The following is a 17,381-nucleotide window of genomic DNA, read 5'->3' on the forward strand; positions in this document are numbered from 1 at the left end:
TGCCCGCGGTGTTCTTCCGGCGGCTCCGGGGTGATGCTTCACATCGGGCTCGCCCCCGGGCTCTCACCGTCCCCGGGTCGCTCATGGCTGCGTACGACGCTACTCGTCCCCATCCAAGCCTTTCGCTCCGCCCAGTGTACGGGGCGGGGAGCGGGTCGGCAGACCGCTTTTCGGGGCGGGGCGGGACATCCCCGGGGAAGGCGGGCGTGACCCGAATGGTCATACGGGCGTGGCCGGACTTCGGACGGGCTCCGTGGGGCGGATTACGGGGCGGGGAGCTGGGCACAACCGATGCAGGCTCGCCATGCCGGGGGCATGTGGCGGGTGCGATCGGCGGCGTGCCCCGTTGCCGCGGGCCCTGGGCCGATTTATCGTCCCAGCACGATTCGCGAGCAAGATCACAAAATGTGAAGGGGCCGCGACATGGTGGCGAAGAAGACCGCCGCGAAGACGGCCTCGGCCGCCGGTTCCGCCGGTGGTGCCGGGGCCGTCAAGGACGCGACCGGCAAGAAGTCGACGGTCGCGAAGAAGGCGGCGACGGCCCCGGCACGCAAGAACACGGTGAAGAGCACGGCCACGAAGAGTGCGACGGCGAAGAGCGCCTCCGCGAGGGATGCGGTGGCGAAGAGTACGGCGGCGAAGAGTACGGCCAAGAGCGCGGCGAAGGAACCGGCCGCGAAGAAGGAACCGGCCGCGAAGAAGGCACCCGCCGCCAAGAAGGCGGCGGCCAAGAAGGCGGCGGCCGGCAAGGCTCCCGCCAAGAAGACAGCGGAGGCCAAGAAGGCGGCGGGCAAGAAGGCGCCGGCTGGTGAAGAACCGGCGAAGAAGGCGGCCCCCGCCGGGAAGGCCGCCGTGAAGAAGGCCCCGGCGAAGAAAGCCGCGGCGAAGAAAGCCGCGGTCAAGAAAGCCCCGGCGACGAAGACCGTGGCGAAGAAAGCCGCGGTCAAGAAGACCCCGGCGAAGAAGGCCGTGGCCACGAAGGTGGCGGCGGCTCCGGCCGAGAAGGCCGAAGGCAAGAAGAAGGCCGCTTCCGCGGCACAGGGTGAGCAGACAGGAGCCATGACGGTGGCAGCGAAGAAGACCGCGGGTGGCGTCACGACGGCCGAGGAAGAGATCGCGGTTCCGCCGGCCCGTGCCGGCGACCTCGCCGTGCGCCCCGGCGAGGACCCCTGGACACCGGAGGAGGCCGCCGAGGCCCGCGCCGGCCTGGAGAGCGAGGTGGCGCGGCTCCGGGCGGAGCTGCTCCACTCCCAGGAGGAACTGACCGGGCTGATGCGCGACTCCGGGGACGGAGCCGGCGACGACCAGGCCGACACCGGCACCAAGAACATCACGCGCGAGCACGAGCTCGCCCTGGCGGCCAACGCCCGCGAGATGCTGGAGCAGACCGAACACGCCCTGGAGCGGCTGGACGCGGGCACGTACGGCCTCTGCGAGCTGTGCGGGAAGCCGATCGGCAAGGCACGCATGCAGGCGTTCCCGCGGGCCACGCTGTGCGTCGAGGACAAGCAGAAGCAGGAGCGTCGCGGCTGAGAGCCCGGGCCCCGTCCCTCACGGTGCCGTACAGGTGTGCCGTACCCTCGTGCACAGGCAGGCACCTAGCGTCGAGGGACTCACGTGACAGAGGCGGAGCGCATCATCGGTACGCCGGATTCAGAGGGGGCCGACGAGGCCGCGGCACCGGCCCCTGAGTCCAGGGGGAAGCGCAAGATCCTCGCGCTTCTCCTCGTGGCGCTCTTCGCGTACCTGCTCGACCTCGGCAGCAAGATGCTCGTGGTCGCGAAGCTGGAGGGCCACGAGCCGATCAAGGTCGTCGGGGACCTGCTGACGTTCCACGCGATCCGGAACCCGGGCGCCGCCTTCGGCATGGGTGAGGCCTTCACGATCATCTTCACCTGCATCGCGGCGGTCGTGATCGTCGTGATCGTGCGGCTGGCGCGCAAGCTCTACAGCACGTCGTGGGCGATCGCGCTCGGCCTGCTCCTGGGCGGCGCGCTCGGCAACCTCACCGACCGGATCTTCCGCTCGCCGGGTGTCTTCGAAGGCGCGGTGGTCGACTTCATCGCCCCCGCGCACTTCGCCGTCTTCAACCTGGCCGACTCGGCCATCGTGTGCGGCGGGTTCCTGATCGTGATCCTGTCGTTCCGCGGCCTGGACCCGGACGGGACCGTCCACAAGGACTGAGCGCGGGACCGGGTGTCCGCCGCACAAGGCATACTCGACGGGTGAGTACGAGTCCCGAGATCCGCACGCTGCCCGTTCCCGACGGCCTGGAGGGCGAGCGCGTCGACGCCGCCATCGCCCGTATGTTCGGGTTTTCCCGTACCAAGGCGGCCGAGCTGGCCGCCTCCGGGAAGGTCCAGGTCGACGGCGCCGTCGTCGGCAAGTCCGAGCGGGTCAGCGGTGGCGCGTGGCTCGAGGTCGAGATGCCCGGCGCCGCGGCGCCGGTGCAGATCGTCGCCGAGCCCGTCGAGGGCATGGAGATCGTCCACGACGACGACGACATCGTCGTGATCATGAAGCCCATCGGTGTGGCCGCGCACCCCAGCCCCGGCTGGACCGGCACCACCGTCATCGGCGGCCTCGCCGCCGCCGGGTACCGCATCTCCACCTCCGGGGCGGCTGAGCGCCAGGGCATCGTCCACCGCCTCGACGTCGGCACCTCCGGACTGATGGTGGTCGCCAAGTCGGAGCGGGCGTACACCCTGCTCAAGGCGCAGTTCAAGGAGCGGGTCGTCGACAAGCGCTACCACGCGCTGGTGCAGGGGCACCCGGACCCGATGAGCGGCACGATCGACGCGCCGATCGGGCGCCACCCCCAGCACGACTACAAGTGGGCCGTGACGGCCGAGGGGAAGCCCTCGGTGACGCACTACGACCTCATCGAGGCGTACCGCGCGGCCTCGCTGCTCGACATCAAGCTGGAGACCGGCCGTACGCACCAGATCCGGGTGCACATGTCGGCCCACCGCCACCCCTGCGTCGGCGACCTCACCTACGGGGCCGACCCGACGATGGCGAAGCGGCTGGGGCTGACCCGGCAGTGGCTGCACGCGGTCCGGCTCGGCTTCGAGCACCCCTCGGACGGTCAGTGGGTCGAGTTCGAGAGCACGTACCCGGCGGACCTCCAGAGCGCCCTGGACAGGATCGCGGCGGAGAGCGCGTGAGCACCGGATTCTCGGTACGGGAGGCCGTGGGACCCGAGGACCGCGAGGCGTGCTTCACGGTGCGCAGGGACGTCTTCGTGGTCGAGCAGCGGGTCCCGCAGGAGATCGAGTACGACCGGTACGACGAGACCGCCGTGCACGTTCTCGCCGTCCGTGAGGACGGGCTGCCGCTGGGCACCGGCCGGCTCCTGCACGGAGCCGACGCGGTCGGCAAGACCGGCGGTGACGCGTCCGTGGGCTCGCTGGGGCGGCTCGCCGTCGCCAAGGCGGCGCGCGGGCTCGGGGTCGGCGTGGCTCTGGTCCGCGCCATCGAGGACGCGGCCCGGGGGCGAGGTCTGAAGGCCGTGGACCTGCATGCCCAGACCCACGCGCTCGGGTTCTACGAACGCCTGGGCTACGAGGCGTACGGCCCCGAGTTCCCGGACGCGGGGATCCCGCACCGCGCCATGCGCCGGCCGCTCTAGGCCGTCTCCGTGAAGTCGCGCCTGGCCCGCGACGCCTGGTACGCACGTTCGCCGCGTTGTCGGGATCACCCAGGTGCGCCCGGTACGAGGGTGACCCTCCGCCTTGCGATCGCACGCACCGGACGCCGCGGGCCCTGCCCTGCGGGCGGACGGCGCTACCTTCCGGACACGACCTGGCCGCATACGGTTCGAGGGCCTCGGAGCGGACGTCCACGCGTCCGGGAACTCGGGGCCGGTTTCGCCTGATCCGCCTCGGCTCATGGCAGGGTTGAAGCCCGATCGTCGACCGCGCCGCCAGGCCGGAAGGGCTCACCGTGGATCAACTGGCCCTGCTGTTCCTGCTGCTGCTCGGCGCGCTGCTCACCGTGCCGCTCGGGGACCGGCTCGGGCTGCCGGCCCCGGTGCTCATGACCCTCATCGGGATCGTGCTGGCCTTCCTGCCCTTCGTACCCAACGTCGAGATCCCGCCCGAGTACATCCTTCCGCTCGTGCTGCCGCCGCTCCTCTACGCCTCCGTGCAGCGCACGTCCTGGCGGCAGTTCGCGGCCAACAAGCGGCCCATCTTCCTGCTCGCCGTCGCTCTCGTCCTCGTCACGACCGCGGCCGTCGCCGCCATGGCGAACGCGCTCGTGCCAGGGCTCCCGATCGCCGCCGCCGTCGCGCTCGGCGCGCTCGTCGCGCCGCCCGACCCGGTCGCCGCGACCGCCGTCGCCGGCTCCCTCGGGCTGCCGCGCCGGCTCGTCTCGATCCTGGAGGGCGAGGGGCTGTTCAACGACGTCACCGCGATCGTGCTCTATCACGTGGCGATCGGCGCGGCCGTCGGCGGCACCTTCTCCTGGGGAGGCGCGGGCGCCGAGCTGGTGCTCTCCGCCGTCGTCGCCGTCGCCGTGGGGCTCGCCCTCGGCTGGACCTGCAACAAGCTCATGGGGCTTCTCGGCGAGGTCACCCTGCAGACCGGGCTCACCCTGCTCGTGCCCTTCGTCGCCTACGTGCTCGCCGAGGAACTGCGCGGCTCCGGCGTCCTCGCGGTGCTCGTGGTCGCCCTCTACCTCGCCGAACACGCCCTCGGCGCCGACGACGTGATGGGCCGGCTCGCCGGGCAGACCTTCTGGCAGATCGTCGACACCCTCGTCACCGGCATCGCCTTCGGCCTCATCGGACTCGAACTCCACAACGTCTTCGGCACCGCCGACGGCCGGATGGGGCAGATGCTGGGCTGGGGCGCGGTGGTGGTGGGCGTGGTCGTCGGCGTCCGGCTGCTGTGGCTGCTGCCCGCCACCTGGCTGGCGAAGCGGCTGCACACCCGCCGCGACTACGCCGAGGAGATCCCCGTGAGCTGGCGGGAGACCGTCGTCATGTGGTGGTCCGGGATGCGCGGGGTGGCCTCCGTGGCGCTCGCGCTCGCCATCCCGCTGCGCACGGAGGACGGTTCGCCCTTCCCCGGCCGGGACGAGATCGTCTTCATCGCCTTCTGTGTGATCCTGGCCACACTGGTCCTCCAGGGTCTCACCCTGCCCTGGCTGGTGAAGCGGCTCGGCGTACGGGCCGACGCGGACGCCGAGCGCGCCTTCGAACGCGACCTCGCCGTCCGCGCCGCGAAGGCGGCCAAGCGCCGGCTCAAGGAGATCGAGGACGCCGAGGAGCTGCCCGAAGAGGTCCAGGAGCGGCTGCTGCGCGGGGCGTTCGACATCGGGGCACGGATCAGCCCGGACATGCTGGACGAGGAGCGCAGGGCGGCCTTCGTAGAGCGGGCGGGGCGCGTCAAGGCCGTGCAGCGCATCCAGCGGGAGATGATGTCCGCCGCCCGGCACGAGGTGCTGGCGGCGCGGAGCGAGCCGGGAGCCGATCCGGAGGTGGTCGACCGCGTGCTGCGGCAGCTGGACGTACGCAGCATGCGGTGACGCGCTCTCAGGCCGGGGCGGGCTCGGGCCCGGCCGCCTCGGCCGCCGCCTCAGCCGCGGCCGGTGCGGGGCGGCTCGTCGGTGTCCTTACCGTACGTCTCGGCGGAGGTGGCGTTGTTGCTGTGCACCTCGGCGGGCCGCGGCGGCGGGGCGTCGAGCAGGCTCCGGCCGTCGCGCGGCGTGGGGACGGCGTCCGACACCGCGATCTTGGGGAGCGCGTACGGATGCTCCTCGGCCAGCCAGGCGACGAGCTGCTCCCGGACCGTGCACCGCACGGTCCACACGTCGTCCGCGTCCTTGGCTGTGACGACAGCCCGTATCTGGAGGGTGCTGGGCGTGGTGTCCGTGACGGCCAGGCTCCAGTCGCGGCCGTCCCAGGCAGGACAGTCGGCCAGGATCTGCTTCATCCTGTCGCGCATCTCGGCGACCGGGGCCGAGTGGTCCAGGTGGAAGAAGACCGTACCGGTCATCTGGGCGCCGCCGCGGGACCAGTTCTCGAAGGGCTTGCTGGTGAAGTACGAGACCGGCATCGTGATGCGGCGCTCGTCCCAGGTCCGTACCGCGAGGAAGGTCAGCGTGACCTCCTCCACGACACCCCACTCGCCGTCGACCACCACGGTGTCGCCGAGCCGCACCATGTCGCCGAAGGCGATCTGGAAGCCGGCGAAGAGGTTGCCGAGGGTGGACTGGGCCGCGATGCCCGCCACGATCCCGATGATGCCCGCCGAGGCCAGCATCGAGGTGCCCACGGTCCGCAGCGCCGGGAAGGTCAGCAGCATGGCCGCCACCGCGACCACGGCGACGACCGCCGTCACGATCCGCATGATGAGGGTGACCTGGGTGCGCACGCGGCGGACGCGGGCCGGATCGCGGGTGGAGGAGGCGTACCGGGCGAAGGTCGACTCCGTGACGGCCGCCGCGATGCGGATCACCAGCCAGGCGCTGGAGCCGATCAGGACGAGCGAGAGGAACTGGCCGATTCCCGCCGCGTGGTCCTCGACGGTCCGCCACTCCGTCTCGCGGTAGGTGCCGCGCAGGACGGAGGCGAGCAGCACCGCCTGGAGCGGCACCCGGCAGCGGCGGAGCAGTCCCCACAGGGGGGTCTCGTGGTGGGCCGCGTCGGCCCGGCGCAGCAGTACGTCGGCGGCCCAGCCGGCCGCGAGGGTGAGCAGTACCGATCCGCCGACCACGAGCAGGGGTCGCAGCGCGCTGTCCATGTACTCCAGGCCTCCGTGTCTCCGGGTGGGTGCGCCCGGCTGGCAGGATGGACCGCATGGACATCATGCTTTTCCACTCGACCTACGGTCTGCGTCCGGCGGTGGAAGCCGCGGCCTTGCGGCTGCGGGCCGCCGGGCACCAGGTTCGCGTGCCCGACCTCTTCGAAGGTCAAACCGCGCAGACGGTCGAGGCGGGAATGGAGCTCCAGAAGTCGATCGGCAAGGAGGAGCTGCTGAAGCGGGCGGTCCTCGCCTCGGCGCCCTACTCGGAGCGCGGCCTCGTCTACGCCGGCTTCTCTTTCGGTGCCTCGGTCGCGCAGACCCTCGCCCTCGGCGACGAGAAGGCGCGCGGGCTGCTGCTGCTCCACGGCACCTCGGACATCGCCGAGAGCGCGTCGGTCGACGATCTTCCCGTCCAGCTGCACATCGCCGACCCGGACCCCTTCGAGTCGCACGACTGGCTGACGTCCTGGTACCTGCGGATGGGGAAGGCGGGGGCCGACGTGGAGGTCTACCGCTACCCTGGCGCCGGCCACCTCTTCACCGACCCGGACCTGCCGGACTGGGACGAGGCGGCCGCGGAGCGTACGTGGGCGATCGCCCTGGCGTTCCTCGAAAGCCTGGAAGACGCGGACAGGGACGCGGACGCGTGAGAGGGCGCGGCGGGGGCTCTCCCGCCGCGCCCTCCCTCGAATGATCCGGATTCGGACGGATTCGTACGAACCGGTTCAGGCGGTCCGGATTCAGCCGGCGCGGTACGCGGTCCAGGCGTCGTTCATCCGCGTGACCTGGCCCACGGTGAACTGGGTCATGCACGCGTCGTAGGTGTAGTCCATGAAGTTCTTGATCGGGTCCACGCCGGGCTTCGAGGCGCAGCTGTCACGCCCGACCGGGCACTCGTACGCCGGGCTCTTCTCGGCCGGCGTGTCGCTGACGTAGTCACCGTTTCCGTTGCAGCCGCCCTGGAACGTGTGGTAAAGCCCCAGCCAGTGGCCGACCTCGTGGGTGGCGGTGTCACCCTCGTCGTAGTTGGTCGCGGTGCCGCCCGGCAGCGAGGAGTCGAGGACGACGACACCGTCCATGGTCGGGTTGGAGTTGTACGACGACGGGAAGGTCGCCCAGCCGAGCAGGCCGCCGCTGAGGTTTGCGGTGTAGAAGTTCAGCGCGCCCGCGCCGCCCTTGCGGAGGGTCTGCTTCATCTGCTTCTCGGCGGTGGAGCCGGAGGCGAGGTTGTACCAGGACGCGTTGTCCGTGTAGTCGGTCGAGGCAAGGGTGAACTGGAAGTTGGTGTTCACATTGCCGGTGCCCTGGCCGCCGTAGGCCGCGTTCAGGACCGCCATCTGGTTGTTGATGTCGGTGGCGCTGAGCTTGCCCGTCGTGCCGCTGTGGATGACGTGGAAGTAGACCGGGATGTCGACCACGGCGGCGGTGGAGTTCATGCCGCTGAGGCGAGCCGACTCCAGTCTCTTCTTCAGGTCGGCGTCCATCGCCTTGGCCTGGGCGGCGGAGACCTCGTTGGGCTCGGCGGCGTGGGTGTCGGCGCCACGGGACTTACGCGCACTGGAGTGGTCGTCGGCGTGGGCGTCCACGCCGTCCACGCACTCCTCGGCGGAGAGGCCGGCGGCGGAGACGGTGGGGACCGGGGCCGCCGACGGGGCGGAGAGCGGAGCCAGGGCCAGGGTTCCGGCCATGACCGCGGTGCCGAGCATACGACGTGACATACGCGGCGATATACGAACAAGAGCACGCACAGGTGACTCCTCGCGGGGGGTTGTGGAGAGGCACTTCCTCGCCACCGCGGGGAGATTACGGGGCCATGTCAGACGTTGATGAGCATCGAACAAGCCCAATCATTCATGCGGCAAATCAGGGCATCGGGAAGAAAAACTTTCGCCCGTTCCGGAGTTTGAGACATGGACGTAACGAACGAACGGCCGAAGGCGGGTGGTGTGTCCGGATTAGGTCGTCCGAATTCACCACCCGCCGTGGGGATGTGATCTTCCGTTAACATGATGGATCATGGCCGAAAATCGACCATGAGGTCATGTCAGTGAACCGGCTGGTACACCCGCTCGACACGTTGCGTTCCCTCGAGCGTCCGGTACGAGCGTGCCCAGGCGGTCGTCGCGTCCGCCCTCGCCTTGTCGGAGACCGTGTAGTAGTCCATCTGCGAGCGCTCGGCGGTCACGTCGAGCACGCCGTAGCCGTGGTGGTCCATGTCGACCCACTTCACATGGCGGTTGGCGGCCTTGACCGCCCCCGCCGCCACCACCGAGACCGTGCCCGGCGCCACGCGGAGGATGTCGTCGAGGTTGTCCGAGCTCACCGACGTCACCACGAACTCGGTCGCCGCCGACCGGGACAGCGGGTACGTCGCCGCCTTCACCGGTACGTCGTTGGCCCAGGCCATGTGGATGTCGCCGGTGAGGAAGACGGTGTTCCGGACGGACCGCGCGGTCAGGTGCTCGAGCAGCTCCCTGCGGTCGTCCGTGTAGCCGTCCCACTGGTCGACGTTGACCGCCAGGCCCTCCTTCGGCAGGCCGAGCAACTCGGCCAGCGGGGCGAGCAGATGGGCCGGCAGGGCACCGAAGGCGACCGGCGAGATCATCACCGAGGTGCCGACCAGCTTCCAGGTCGCGTCGGAGCCCGCGAGGCCCGACTTCAGCCAGTCCAGCTGTGCGCGGCCGGTGAGCGTACGCTCCGGGTCATCGACCGCGCCCTTGCCGATGCCCGCCTGCTGGGAGCGGAAGGAACGCAGGTCCAGCAGGTGCAGATCGGCCAGCTTGCCGAAGCGGAGCCTGCGGTAGACCGTGCCCTCGGTCGAGGCGCGGACGGGCATCCACTCGAAGTACGCCTGCTTGGCGGCGGCCACGCGGGCCGCCCACTCGCCCTCGGCGCCCGGGGTGTGGTTCTCCGCCCCGCCGGACCAGGCGTCGTTGGCGATCTCGTGGTCGTCCCAGATCGCGATCACCGGGTGCGCGGCGTGCAGCGCCTGCAGATCGGGGTCCGTCTTGTACGTGCCGTGCCGGAGGCGGTAGTCGGCCAGCGAGACGATCTCGTGGCGCGGCTCGTGGGGCCGGACCGTGTACTCCGCCGCCGGGTAACCGCCGCTGGCGTACTCGTAGACGTAGTCGCCGAGGTGGAGGACGGCGTCGAGGTCCGCGCGGGCGGCGAGGTGACGGTAGGCGGAGAAGTAGCCCGACTCCCAGTTGGCGCAGGAGACGACACCGAAACGGACGCCGGGTGTGGCGGCGTCGGTGGCCGGGGTGGTGCGGGTGCGGCCCACGGGTGAGGCGGTGGCACCGGCCGTGAAGCGGAACCAGTGGGTGGTCGCGGGGCGCAGGCCCCGCACGTCCACCTTGACGGTGTGGTCCGACGCCGCCGTCGCGGTGGTGGTGCCGCGGGCGACGGTCCGGGTGAAGGCGCGGTCCTCGGCGATCTCCCAGGCGACCGCGACGTCGGCGCCTCTCCGGGAGCCGGGTACGGCGTCGGGAGTGGGGGTGACGCGCGTCCAGAGCAGGACGCCGTCGGGCAGCGGGTCGCCGGAGGCGACACCGTGGAGGAACGAGGGGGCCTCGGTGTCCGCGAGGGCGGGGGAGGCGGTGCCCACCAGCACCGGGGCGGCGACGGCCGTGGCGGCGGCTGCCTTCACGACCGTACGGCGAGTGGGTGCTGAGGGTATGAGTCGACTGGTCACGGGCAGTCAGATTACTGATCAGTATGCCCAACGGGCAGGCGAAATCCGGAAAGTTCGCCCAGCCGTCGACCGGCCGTCGTGAGCCCGCCGGCGCGGTCGGGCGCCGGCGGGCTCACGGGAGGGGCGGGCTGGGTCGTGTCCGTGAAGTCCCGCGCCCTGCCCTGCGGGCAGACGGCGCTACTTTCCGGACACGACCTCCCGAGACAGAACACCTAGCCCTTGAGAGCCGGGGTGATGGCGGCGTTGAACTGCTCCACCGACATCGGGGGGCTGTCGCTGCCCTGGGCGGTCAGCGTCTTGCCGTCCATCTTCAGCGTGGGCGTGCCCTTCACCCCGCTCGCGTCGAACGCCGCCGACATCTTCATCGCCCAGGCGTCGAAGGTGCCGTTCTCCACGTTCTTCTTGAACGCCGCGTTGCCCTTCAGCGCCGGGACCGAGTCCGCGACCTCCAGCAGGTAGGCGTCCTTGGCGAACTTGTCCTGGCTCTCCTCCGGGTGGAACTGCGGGGAGTAGAGCGCCGCCTTGTACTTCATGAACGCCTCGGGGCTCACGTCGAGCGCCGCGCCCAGGGCGGACAGGGCGTTCTTCGACCCCTCGCCCTGCGTGGCGTTGTCGATGAACGTCGCACCGACGTACTTGACCTTGTACTTGCCGGCCTCGACGTCCTTCTCGACCGTCGCGCCGACCTGCTGCTCGAACGTCGCGCAGACCGGGCAGCGCGAGTCCTCGTACAGCTCCAGCGTCTTCTTCGCGATCGGCTTGCCGATGACGACCGTCGTGCCGTTCGTGCCCGTGGTGTTCTTGGGCGCGGTGACCTTCGACTCCTTGGCCATCGCCTCCCAGTGGGACGGCTTGTTCGCCTGGACGACGGCGTAGCCGATGCCGCCGGCGACCGCCAGGACGGCGACGGCCGAGACACCGACGATCACCTGGCGGCGCGTCTTCTCCTTCTTGGCCTGGCGCTCGCGCTCGATGCGCAGCCGCTCGCGGGCGGCCGCCTTGTTGGCCTGGCTGTTGCGTGCACTCATGGTCGTGATCTCCGTGGGACGTACCGACGCGTCGGGCGTCGGAAGACTCTGAAAGGGCAGGAAAGGGAGCAGCTGCGCTGCTCAGGCGAGGGCGAAGCCCGAGCGCGGCGGTCCCCGCCGTCCGACGGAGTGCACGAGGAGGCGGGTAAGGGCCGGGCGCGGCCGGCCCGAGGGGCACCCACCGCGCCCGCGCGCCGGTCGTGGGACGCCGAGGAGCGCGGCCACCAGCAGCAGTGGCCGGAAGGTGAGCGCGGCCACCGCGCCGATCAGCCGGGCGAGGGCCCGCTCGCCGTGGCGCAGCCAGGCCGCCGCGAACAGCCCCACCGACACATGGGCCGCGAGCAGCAGCCACGGCAGGGCCGGGTCGGGGGAGTTCAGGAGAGCAGCCGCGCTCCCGTTCTCGGGGACGACCACCCCCGGCAGCGGGGCGCCGACCGAACCGCCGCACAGCACGTCCACGCCCACCGAGCGCAGCGAGCCGGCGACCGGGCCGCCGGACGCTCCGTAACAGACCGTCTGACCGGTGGTGAAGACCGTGTCGGCCGCCAGCTCCAACGGCACGAGCAGCCCGGCGATCGGGCCGAAGCCGCGCTCGCGGCCGGCCAGCGCGTACGCCACGGCGAACACGCCGGCCGAGAGCAGCCCCACGGTCAGCAGGGGCAGCGGCACCTGGGAGAGCAGCACATGGGAGCCGGCGGACAGCGTCACGACCAGTGCCGTGAAGAGCGCCGCCCGCAGCCCCCTGAGCCGCGTCCCTGATATGTCCATCGCGCTGGAGAGTGTGCCATGCCTTCCTGTAAGACCCCCCTAAGGGGAGCCTGCGGCCGTCCTGGACGGGCCTCCCGCAGGTCCGGGACTACAGACCCGGGATCCGCCCGTTGCGGAAGAGGTCGACGAAGATCTGGTGGTCGGCACGCGCGCGTGCGCCGTACGTGTGGGCGAAGTCCACGAGCAGCTCCGCGAAACCCTCCTCGTCGGCGGCGATGGCCGCGTCGATGGCCCGCTCGGTCGAGAACGGCACCAGGGAGTGGCCGCTGGAGTCGTCCGCCGCCGCGTGCATCGTCGCCGTCGCCCGGCCGAGGTCGGCCACGGTCGCCGCGATCTCCTCCGGGTCGTCGATGTCGGACCAGTCCAGGTCCACGGCGTAGGGCGAGACCTCCGCGACCAGCTGCCCCGAACCGTCCAGCTCCGTCCAGCCCAGCCACGGGTCCGCGTGCGCCTGGAGCGCCCGCTGGGAGATGACCGTGCGGTGCCCCTCGTGCTGGAAGTACTCCCGTACCGCCGCGTCCGTCACATGACGCGAGACCGCCGGGGTCTGCGCCTGCTTCATGTAGATCACGACGTCGTTCTCCAGGGCGTCGCTGTTGCCCTCCAGGAGGATGTTGTACGAGGGGAGGCCGGCCGAGCCGATACCGATGCCGCGCCGTCCGACGACGTCCTTGACCCGGTACGAGTCCGGGCGGGTCAGGCTGGACTCCGGCAGCGTCTCCAGATAGCCGTCGAAGGCCGCCAGGACCTTGTAGCGGCTGGCCGCGTCCAGCTCGATGGAGCCGCCGCCCGAGGAGAACCGGCGCTCGAAGTCACGGATCTCGGTCATCGAGTCCAGCAGCCCGAAGCGGGTCAGGGAGCGGGCGTCGCGCAGGGTGTCCAGGAGCGGGCCCTCGGCGGTGTCGAGCGTGAAGGGCGGCACTTCTTCGTTCTTGGCACCGGTCGCCAGGGCGTGGATCCGCTCGCGGTAGGCGGCGGCGTAGATCCGCACCAGCTCCGTGATCTGCTCGTCGCTGAGCGCCTTGGTGTAGCCGATGAGCGCAAGCGACGCCGAGAGACGCTTGAGGTCCCATGTGAAGGGGCCGACGTAGGCCTCGTCGAAGTCGTTGACGTTGAAGATCAGCCGTCCGGTGGCATCCATGTACGTGCCGAAGTTCTCGGCGTGCAGGTCGCCGTGGATCCACACCCGGCCGGTCCGCTCGTCCAGGTACGGACCGCCGTGCCGCTCCTGCTCCAGGTCGGCGTAGAACAGGGACGCCGTGCCGCGGTAGAAGGCGAAGGCGGAACCGGCCATCTTCCGGAACTTCACACGGAAGGCGGCCGGGTCGGCGGCAAGGAGTTCACCGAAAGCGGTGTCGAAGACGGCGAGGATGTGCTCACCGCGCTGCTCGGCGGTGGGCTGCGGGACCGACATCGGTGGGTGCCTCCTGGTGCGGGCTGTGGCGCAAAATGGTGCATGACAAAAGGGACGCGTGTTCCGTCTCTCCCAACGCGCGACGGTACCCCCGAGTGCCCCGCGACTGTCAGTGGAGAGTCGTAGACTTCCACGCTGTCCCCCCAGAAGAAGACGCAGCCTTCGGAGGCTCCCCACCGTGACCAAGCCGCCCTTCACGCACCTCCACGTCCACACCCAGTACTCGCTGCTGGACGGTGCCGCGCGGCTCAAGGACATGTTCGAGGCGTGCAACGAAATGGGCATGACCCACATCGCCATGTCCGACCACGGCAACCTCCACGGGGCGTACGACTTCTTCCACTCCGCGAAGAAGGCCGGTGTGACGCCGATCATCGGCATCGAGGCGTACGTCGCCCCGGAGTCCCGGCGCAACAAGCGGAAGATCCAGTGGGGACAGCCGCACCAGAAGAAGGACGACGTCTCCGGTTCCGGTGGCTACACCCACAAGACGATCTGGGCGGCGAACTCGACCGGACTGCACAACCTCTTCCGGCTCTCCTCCGACGCCTACGCCGAGGGCTGGCTCCAGAAGTGGCCCCGGATGGACAAGGAGACCATCTCCCAGTGGTCCGAGGGCCTGATCGCCTCCACCGGCTGCCCCTCCGGCGAGCTGCAGACCCGGCTGCGCCTCGGCCAGTTCGACGAGGCCCTGAAGTCCGCTTCCGAATACCAGGACATCTTCGGCAAGGACCGGTACTTCCTGGAGCTCATGGACCACGGCATCGAGATCGAGCGCCGGGTCCGCGACGGGCTCCTGGAGATCGGCCGGAAGCTCGGCATCCCGCCGCTGGTCACCAACGACTCCCACTACACGTACGCGCACGAGGCCGGCGCCCATGACGCGCTGCTGTGCATCCAGACCGGCAAGAACCTCTCCGACCCGGACCGCTTCAAGTTCGACGGCACCGGCTACTACCTGAAGTCGACGGACGAGATGTACGCCATCGACTCCTCCGACGCCTGGCAGGAGGGCTGCGCCAACACGCTCCTGGTCGCCGAGCAGATCGACACCACCGGCATGTTCGAGGCCAAGAACCTCATGCCGAAGTTCGACATCCCCGAGGGCTACACCGAGGTCACCTGGTTCCGCGAGGAGGTCCGCCGCGGCATGGAGCGGCGCTTCCCGGGCGGCGTCCCCGAGGACCGCCAGAAGCAGGCCGAGTACGAGATGGACGTCATCATCTCGATGGGCTTCCCCGGCTACTTCCTCGTCGTCGCCGACTTCATCATGTGGGCCAAGAAGCAGGGCATCGCCGTCGGCCCAGGCCGAGGCTCCGCGGCCGGCTCGATCGTCGCGTACGCCATGGGCATCACCGACCTCGACCCGATCCCGCACGGACTGATCTTCGAGCGCTTCCTCAACCCCGAGCGCGTCTCCATGCCCGATGTCGACATCGACTTCGACGAGCGTCGGCGCGTCGAGGTGATCCGGTACGTGACGGAGAAGTACGGCTCCGACAAGGTCGCCATGATCGGCACGTACGGAAAGATCAAGGCGAAGAACGCGATCAAGGACTCCGCCCGTGTCCTCGGCTACCCGTACGCCATGGGCGACCGGCTGACCAAGGCCATGCCCGCCGACGTCCTCGGCAAGGGCATCGACCTCAACGGCATCACCGACCCCTCGCACCCGCGCTACGGCGAGGCGGGCGAGATCCGGGCGATGTACGAGAACGAGCCGGACGTGAAGAAGGTCATCGACACCGCCCGGGGCGTCGAGGGCCTGGTCCGGCAGATGGGTGTGCACGCGGCCGGCGTGATCATGTCCAGCGAGCCCATCGTCGACCACGCCCCGATCTGGGTGCGGCACACCGACGGCGTCACCATCACGCAGTGGGACTACCCGCAGTGCGAGTCGCTCGGCCTGCTCAAGATGGACTTCCTGGGCCTGCGGAACCTGACCATCATGGACGACGCCGTCAAGATGGTGAAGGCCAACAAGGGCATCGACCTCGACCTGCTGGCGCTGCCGCTGGACGACCCCAAGACCTTCGAACTGCTCCAGCGCGGTGAGACCCTCGGCGTCTTCCAGTTCGACGGCGGACCCATGCGCTCGCTGCTGCGGCTGATGAAGCCCGACAACTTCGAAGACATCTCCGCCGTGTCCGCCCTGTACCGGCCGGGCCCGATGGGCATGAACTCGCACACGAACTACGCCCTGCGCAAGAACAAGCAGCAGGAGATCACCCCGATCCACCCGGAGCTGGAGGAGCCGCTCCGGGAGGTCCTCGGCGTCACCTACGGCCTCATCGTGTACCAGGAGCAGGTGCAGAAGGCGGCCCAGATCATCGCCGGGTACTCCCTCGGCGAGGCCGACATCCTGCGCCGCGTGATGGGCAAGAAGAAGCCCGAGGAGCTGGCGAAGAACTTCACCATCTTCCAGGCCGGTGCCAAGAAGAACGGCTACAGCGACGAGGCGATCCAAGCGCTCTGGGACGTCCTGGTCCCCTTCGCCGGCTACGCCTTCAACAAGGCGCACTCCGCCGCGTACGGACTGGTCTCCTACTGGACCGCCTACCTCAAGGCCAACCACCCCGCCGAGTACATGGCGGGGCTGCTCACCTCGGTCAAGGACGACAAGGACAAGTCCGCGGTCTACCTCAACGAGTGCCGCCGCATGGGCATCAAGGTCCTGCCGCCCAATGTGAACGAGTCCGAGTCGAACTTCGCCGCCCAGGGCGACGACGTGATCCTCTTCGGCCTCTCCGCCGTCCGGAACGTCGGCACCAACGTCGTCGAGTCGATCATCAAGACGCGCAAGGCGAAGGGGAAGTACTCCTCCTTCCCCGACTTCCTCGACAAGGTCGAGGCGGTCGTCTGCAACAAGCGGACCGTGGAGTCGCTGATCAAGGCCGGTGCCTTCGACGAGATGGGCCACACCCGCAAGGGGCTCGTCGCGCACCACGAGCCGATGATCGACAACGTGGTGGCGGTCAAGCGCAAGGAGGCCGAGGGACAGTTCGACCTCTTCGGCGGCATGAGCGACGAGGCGAGCGACGAGCCGGGCTTCGGCCTCGACGTCGAGTTCTCCGATGTCGAGTGGGAGAAGTCCTACCTGCTCGCCCAGGAGCGCGAGATGCTCGGCCTCTACGTCTCCGACCACCCGCTCTTCGGCATCGAGCACGTCCTGTCCGACAAGACGGACGCGGCGATCTCGCAGCTCACCGGCGGCGAGCACAGCGACGGCGCGGTCGTCACCATCGGCGGCATCATCTCCGGCCTCCAGCGCAAGATGACCAAGCAGGGCAACGCCTGGGCCATCGCCACCGTCGAGGACCTGGCCGGCTCCATCGAGTGCATGTTCTTCCCGGCCACGTACCAGCTGGTCTCCACCCAGCTCGTCGAGGACACGGTCGTCTTCGTCAAGGGCCGGCTCGACAAGCGCGAGGACGTGCCCCGGCTCGTCGCCATGGAGCTGATGGTCCCCGACCTGTCGAACGCCGGGACCAACGCGCCCGTCGTGCTCACCATCCCGACGGTGAAGGTCACCCCGCCGATGATCAGCCGGCTCGGCGAGATCCTGGGCCACCACAAGGGCAACACCGAGGTACGGATCAAGCTCCAGGGTCCGCGCAAGACGACCGTCCTGCGGCTCGACCGGCACCGGGTCCAGCCCGACCCGGCGCTCTTCGGCGACCTGAAGGTCCTCCTCGGCCCCTCCTGCCTGGCGGGATAGGCACGCG

General features: G+C 69.9%; 13 protein-coding genes. 7 read left to right on the forward strand and 6 right to left on the reverse strand.

Features of this window, described 5'->3' with window-relative positions; translation table 11 throughout:
• The first annotated feature begins 423 nt into the window (after nt 1–423).
• The 5 genes from IE136_RS01835 (at nt 424) to IE136_RS01855 (ending at nt 5,532) form a co-directional block, all read left to right on the forward strand.
• The gene (locus tag IE136_RS01835; protein ID WP_189599220.1) at nt 424–1,533 is read left to right on the forward strand and encodes a TraR/DksA family transcriptional regulator; all 1,110 of its coding nucleotides are present in this window, start codon (nt 424–426) and stop codon (nt 1,531–1,533) included.
• Between the two features lie 84 nt (nt 1,534–1,617).
• Nucleotides 1,618–2,184, forward strand: a complete 567-nt coding sequence (gene lspA / locus IE136_RS01840; RefSeq protein ID WP_158986473.1) for a signal peptidase II — start codon at nt 1,618–1,620, stop codon at nt 2,182–2,184.
• A 41-nt stretch (nt 2,185–2,225) separates the two neighbouring features.
• Complete coding sequence (locus IE136_RS01845; protein WP_158986471.1) at nt 2,226–3,167, forward strand: RluA family pseudouridine synthase; 942 nt, start codon at nt 2,226–2,228, stop codon at nt 3,165–3,167.
• Nucleotides 3,164–3,631: a GNAT family N-acetyltransferase gene (locus IE136_RS01850; RefSeq protein ID WP_158986469.1), complete on the forward strand. Its 468-nt coding sequence runs from the start codon at nt 3,164–3,166 to the stop codon at nt 3,629–3,631. Before IE136_RS01845 ends, IE136_RS01850 begins: the two co-directional genes overlap by 4 nt.
• Nucleotides 3,632–3,945: 314 nt before the next feature.
• On the forward strand, nt 3,946–5,532 hold the full coding sequence (locus IE136_RS01855; RefSeq protein ID WP_189599221.1) for a Na+/H+ antiporter: 1,587 nt from the start codon (nt 3,946–3,948) through the stop codon (nt 5,530–5,532).
• Nucleotides 5,533–5,582: 50 nt separating this feature from the next.
• Here IE136_RS01855 and IE136_RS01860 read toward each other — a convergent pair whose 3' ends face one another.
• Nucleotides 5,583–6,749, reverse strand: coding sequence for a mechanosensitive ion channel family protein (locus IE136_RS01860; protein ID WP_189599222.1), 1,167 nt, complete (start codon nt 6,747–6,749; stop codon nt 5,583–5,585).
• A 47-nt stretch (nt 6,750–6,796) separates the two neighbouring features.
• Between IE136_RS01860 and IE136_RS01865 the strand changes: the two genes are divergently transcribed.
• Entirely contained in the window at nt 6,797–7,402 is a 606-nt protein-coding gene (locus tag IE136_RS01865) for a dienelactone hydrolase family protein (RefSeq protein WP_158986463.1), read from the forward strand.
• Between the two features lie 90 nt (nt 7,403–7,492).
• On the opposite strand, the gene IE136_RS01870 is transcribed toward IE136_RS01865, so the two are convergent.
• The 5 genes from IE136_RS01870 to IE136_RS01890 all read right to left on the reverse strand — a co-directional run bounded on the left by IE136_RS01870 (nt 7,493) and on the right by IE136_RS01890 (nt 13,656).
• On the reverse strand, nt 7,493–8,470 hold the full coding sequence (locus IE136_RS01870) for a zinc metalloprotease (RefSeq protein ID WP_229818591.1): 978 nt from the start codon (nt 8,468–8,470) through the stop codon (nt 7,493–7,495).
• 326 nt (nt 8,471–8,796) lie between these two features.
• A complete protein-coding gene (locus IE136_RS01875; RefSeq protein WP_189599223.1) occupies nt 8,797–10,446 on the reverse strand; it encodes an alkaline phosphatase D family protein in 1,650 nt (549 codons plus the stop codon).
• A gap of 212 nt (nt 10,447–10,658) precedes the next feature.
• Entirely contained in the window at nt 10,659–11,474 is an 816-nt protein-coding gene (locus IE136_RS01880; protein ID WP_189599224.1) for a thioredoxin domain-containing protein, read from the reverse strand.
• A gap of 81 nt (nt 11,475–11,555) precedes the next feature.
• Nucleotides 11,556–12,242, reverse strand: coding sequence for a hypothetical protein (locus tag IE136_RS01885; RefSeq protein WP_189599225.1), 687 nt, complete (start codon nt 12,240–12,242; stop codon nt 11,556–11,558).
• Between the two features lie 88 nt (nt 12,243–12,330).
• Complete coding sequence (locus tag IE136_RS01890) at nt 12,331–13,656, reverse strand: DUF2252 domain-containing protein (protein ID WP_158986457.1); 1,326 nt, start codon at nt 13,654–13,656, stop codon at nt 12,331–12,333.
• A gap of 178 nt (nt 13,657–13,834) precedes the next feature.
• Between IE136_RS01890 and dnaE the strand changes: the two genes are divergently transcribed.
• A complete protein-coding gene (gene dnaE, locus IE136_RS01895; protein WP_158986455.1) occupies nt 13,835–17,374 on the forward strand; it encodes a DNA polymerase III subunit alpha in 3,540 nt (1,179 codons plus the stop codon).
• Nucleotides 17,375–17,381: the final 7 nt, after the last annotated feature.

It is taken from the genome of Streptomyces lateritius (genome assembly GCF_014649715.1).
Lineage (GTDB): Bacteria > Actinomycetota > Actinomycetes > Streptomycetales > Streptomycetaceae > Streptomyces > Streptomyces lateritius.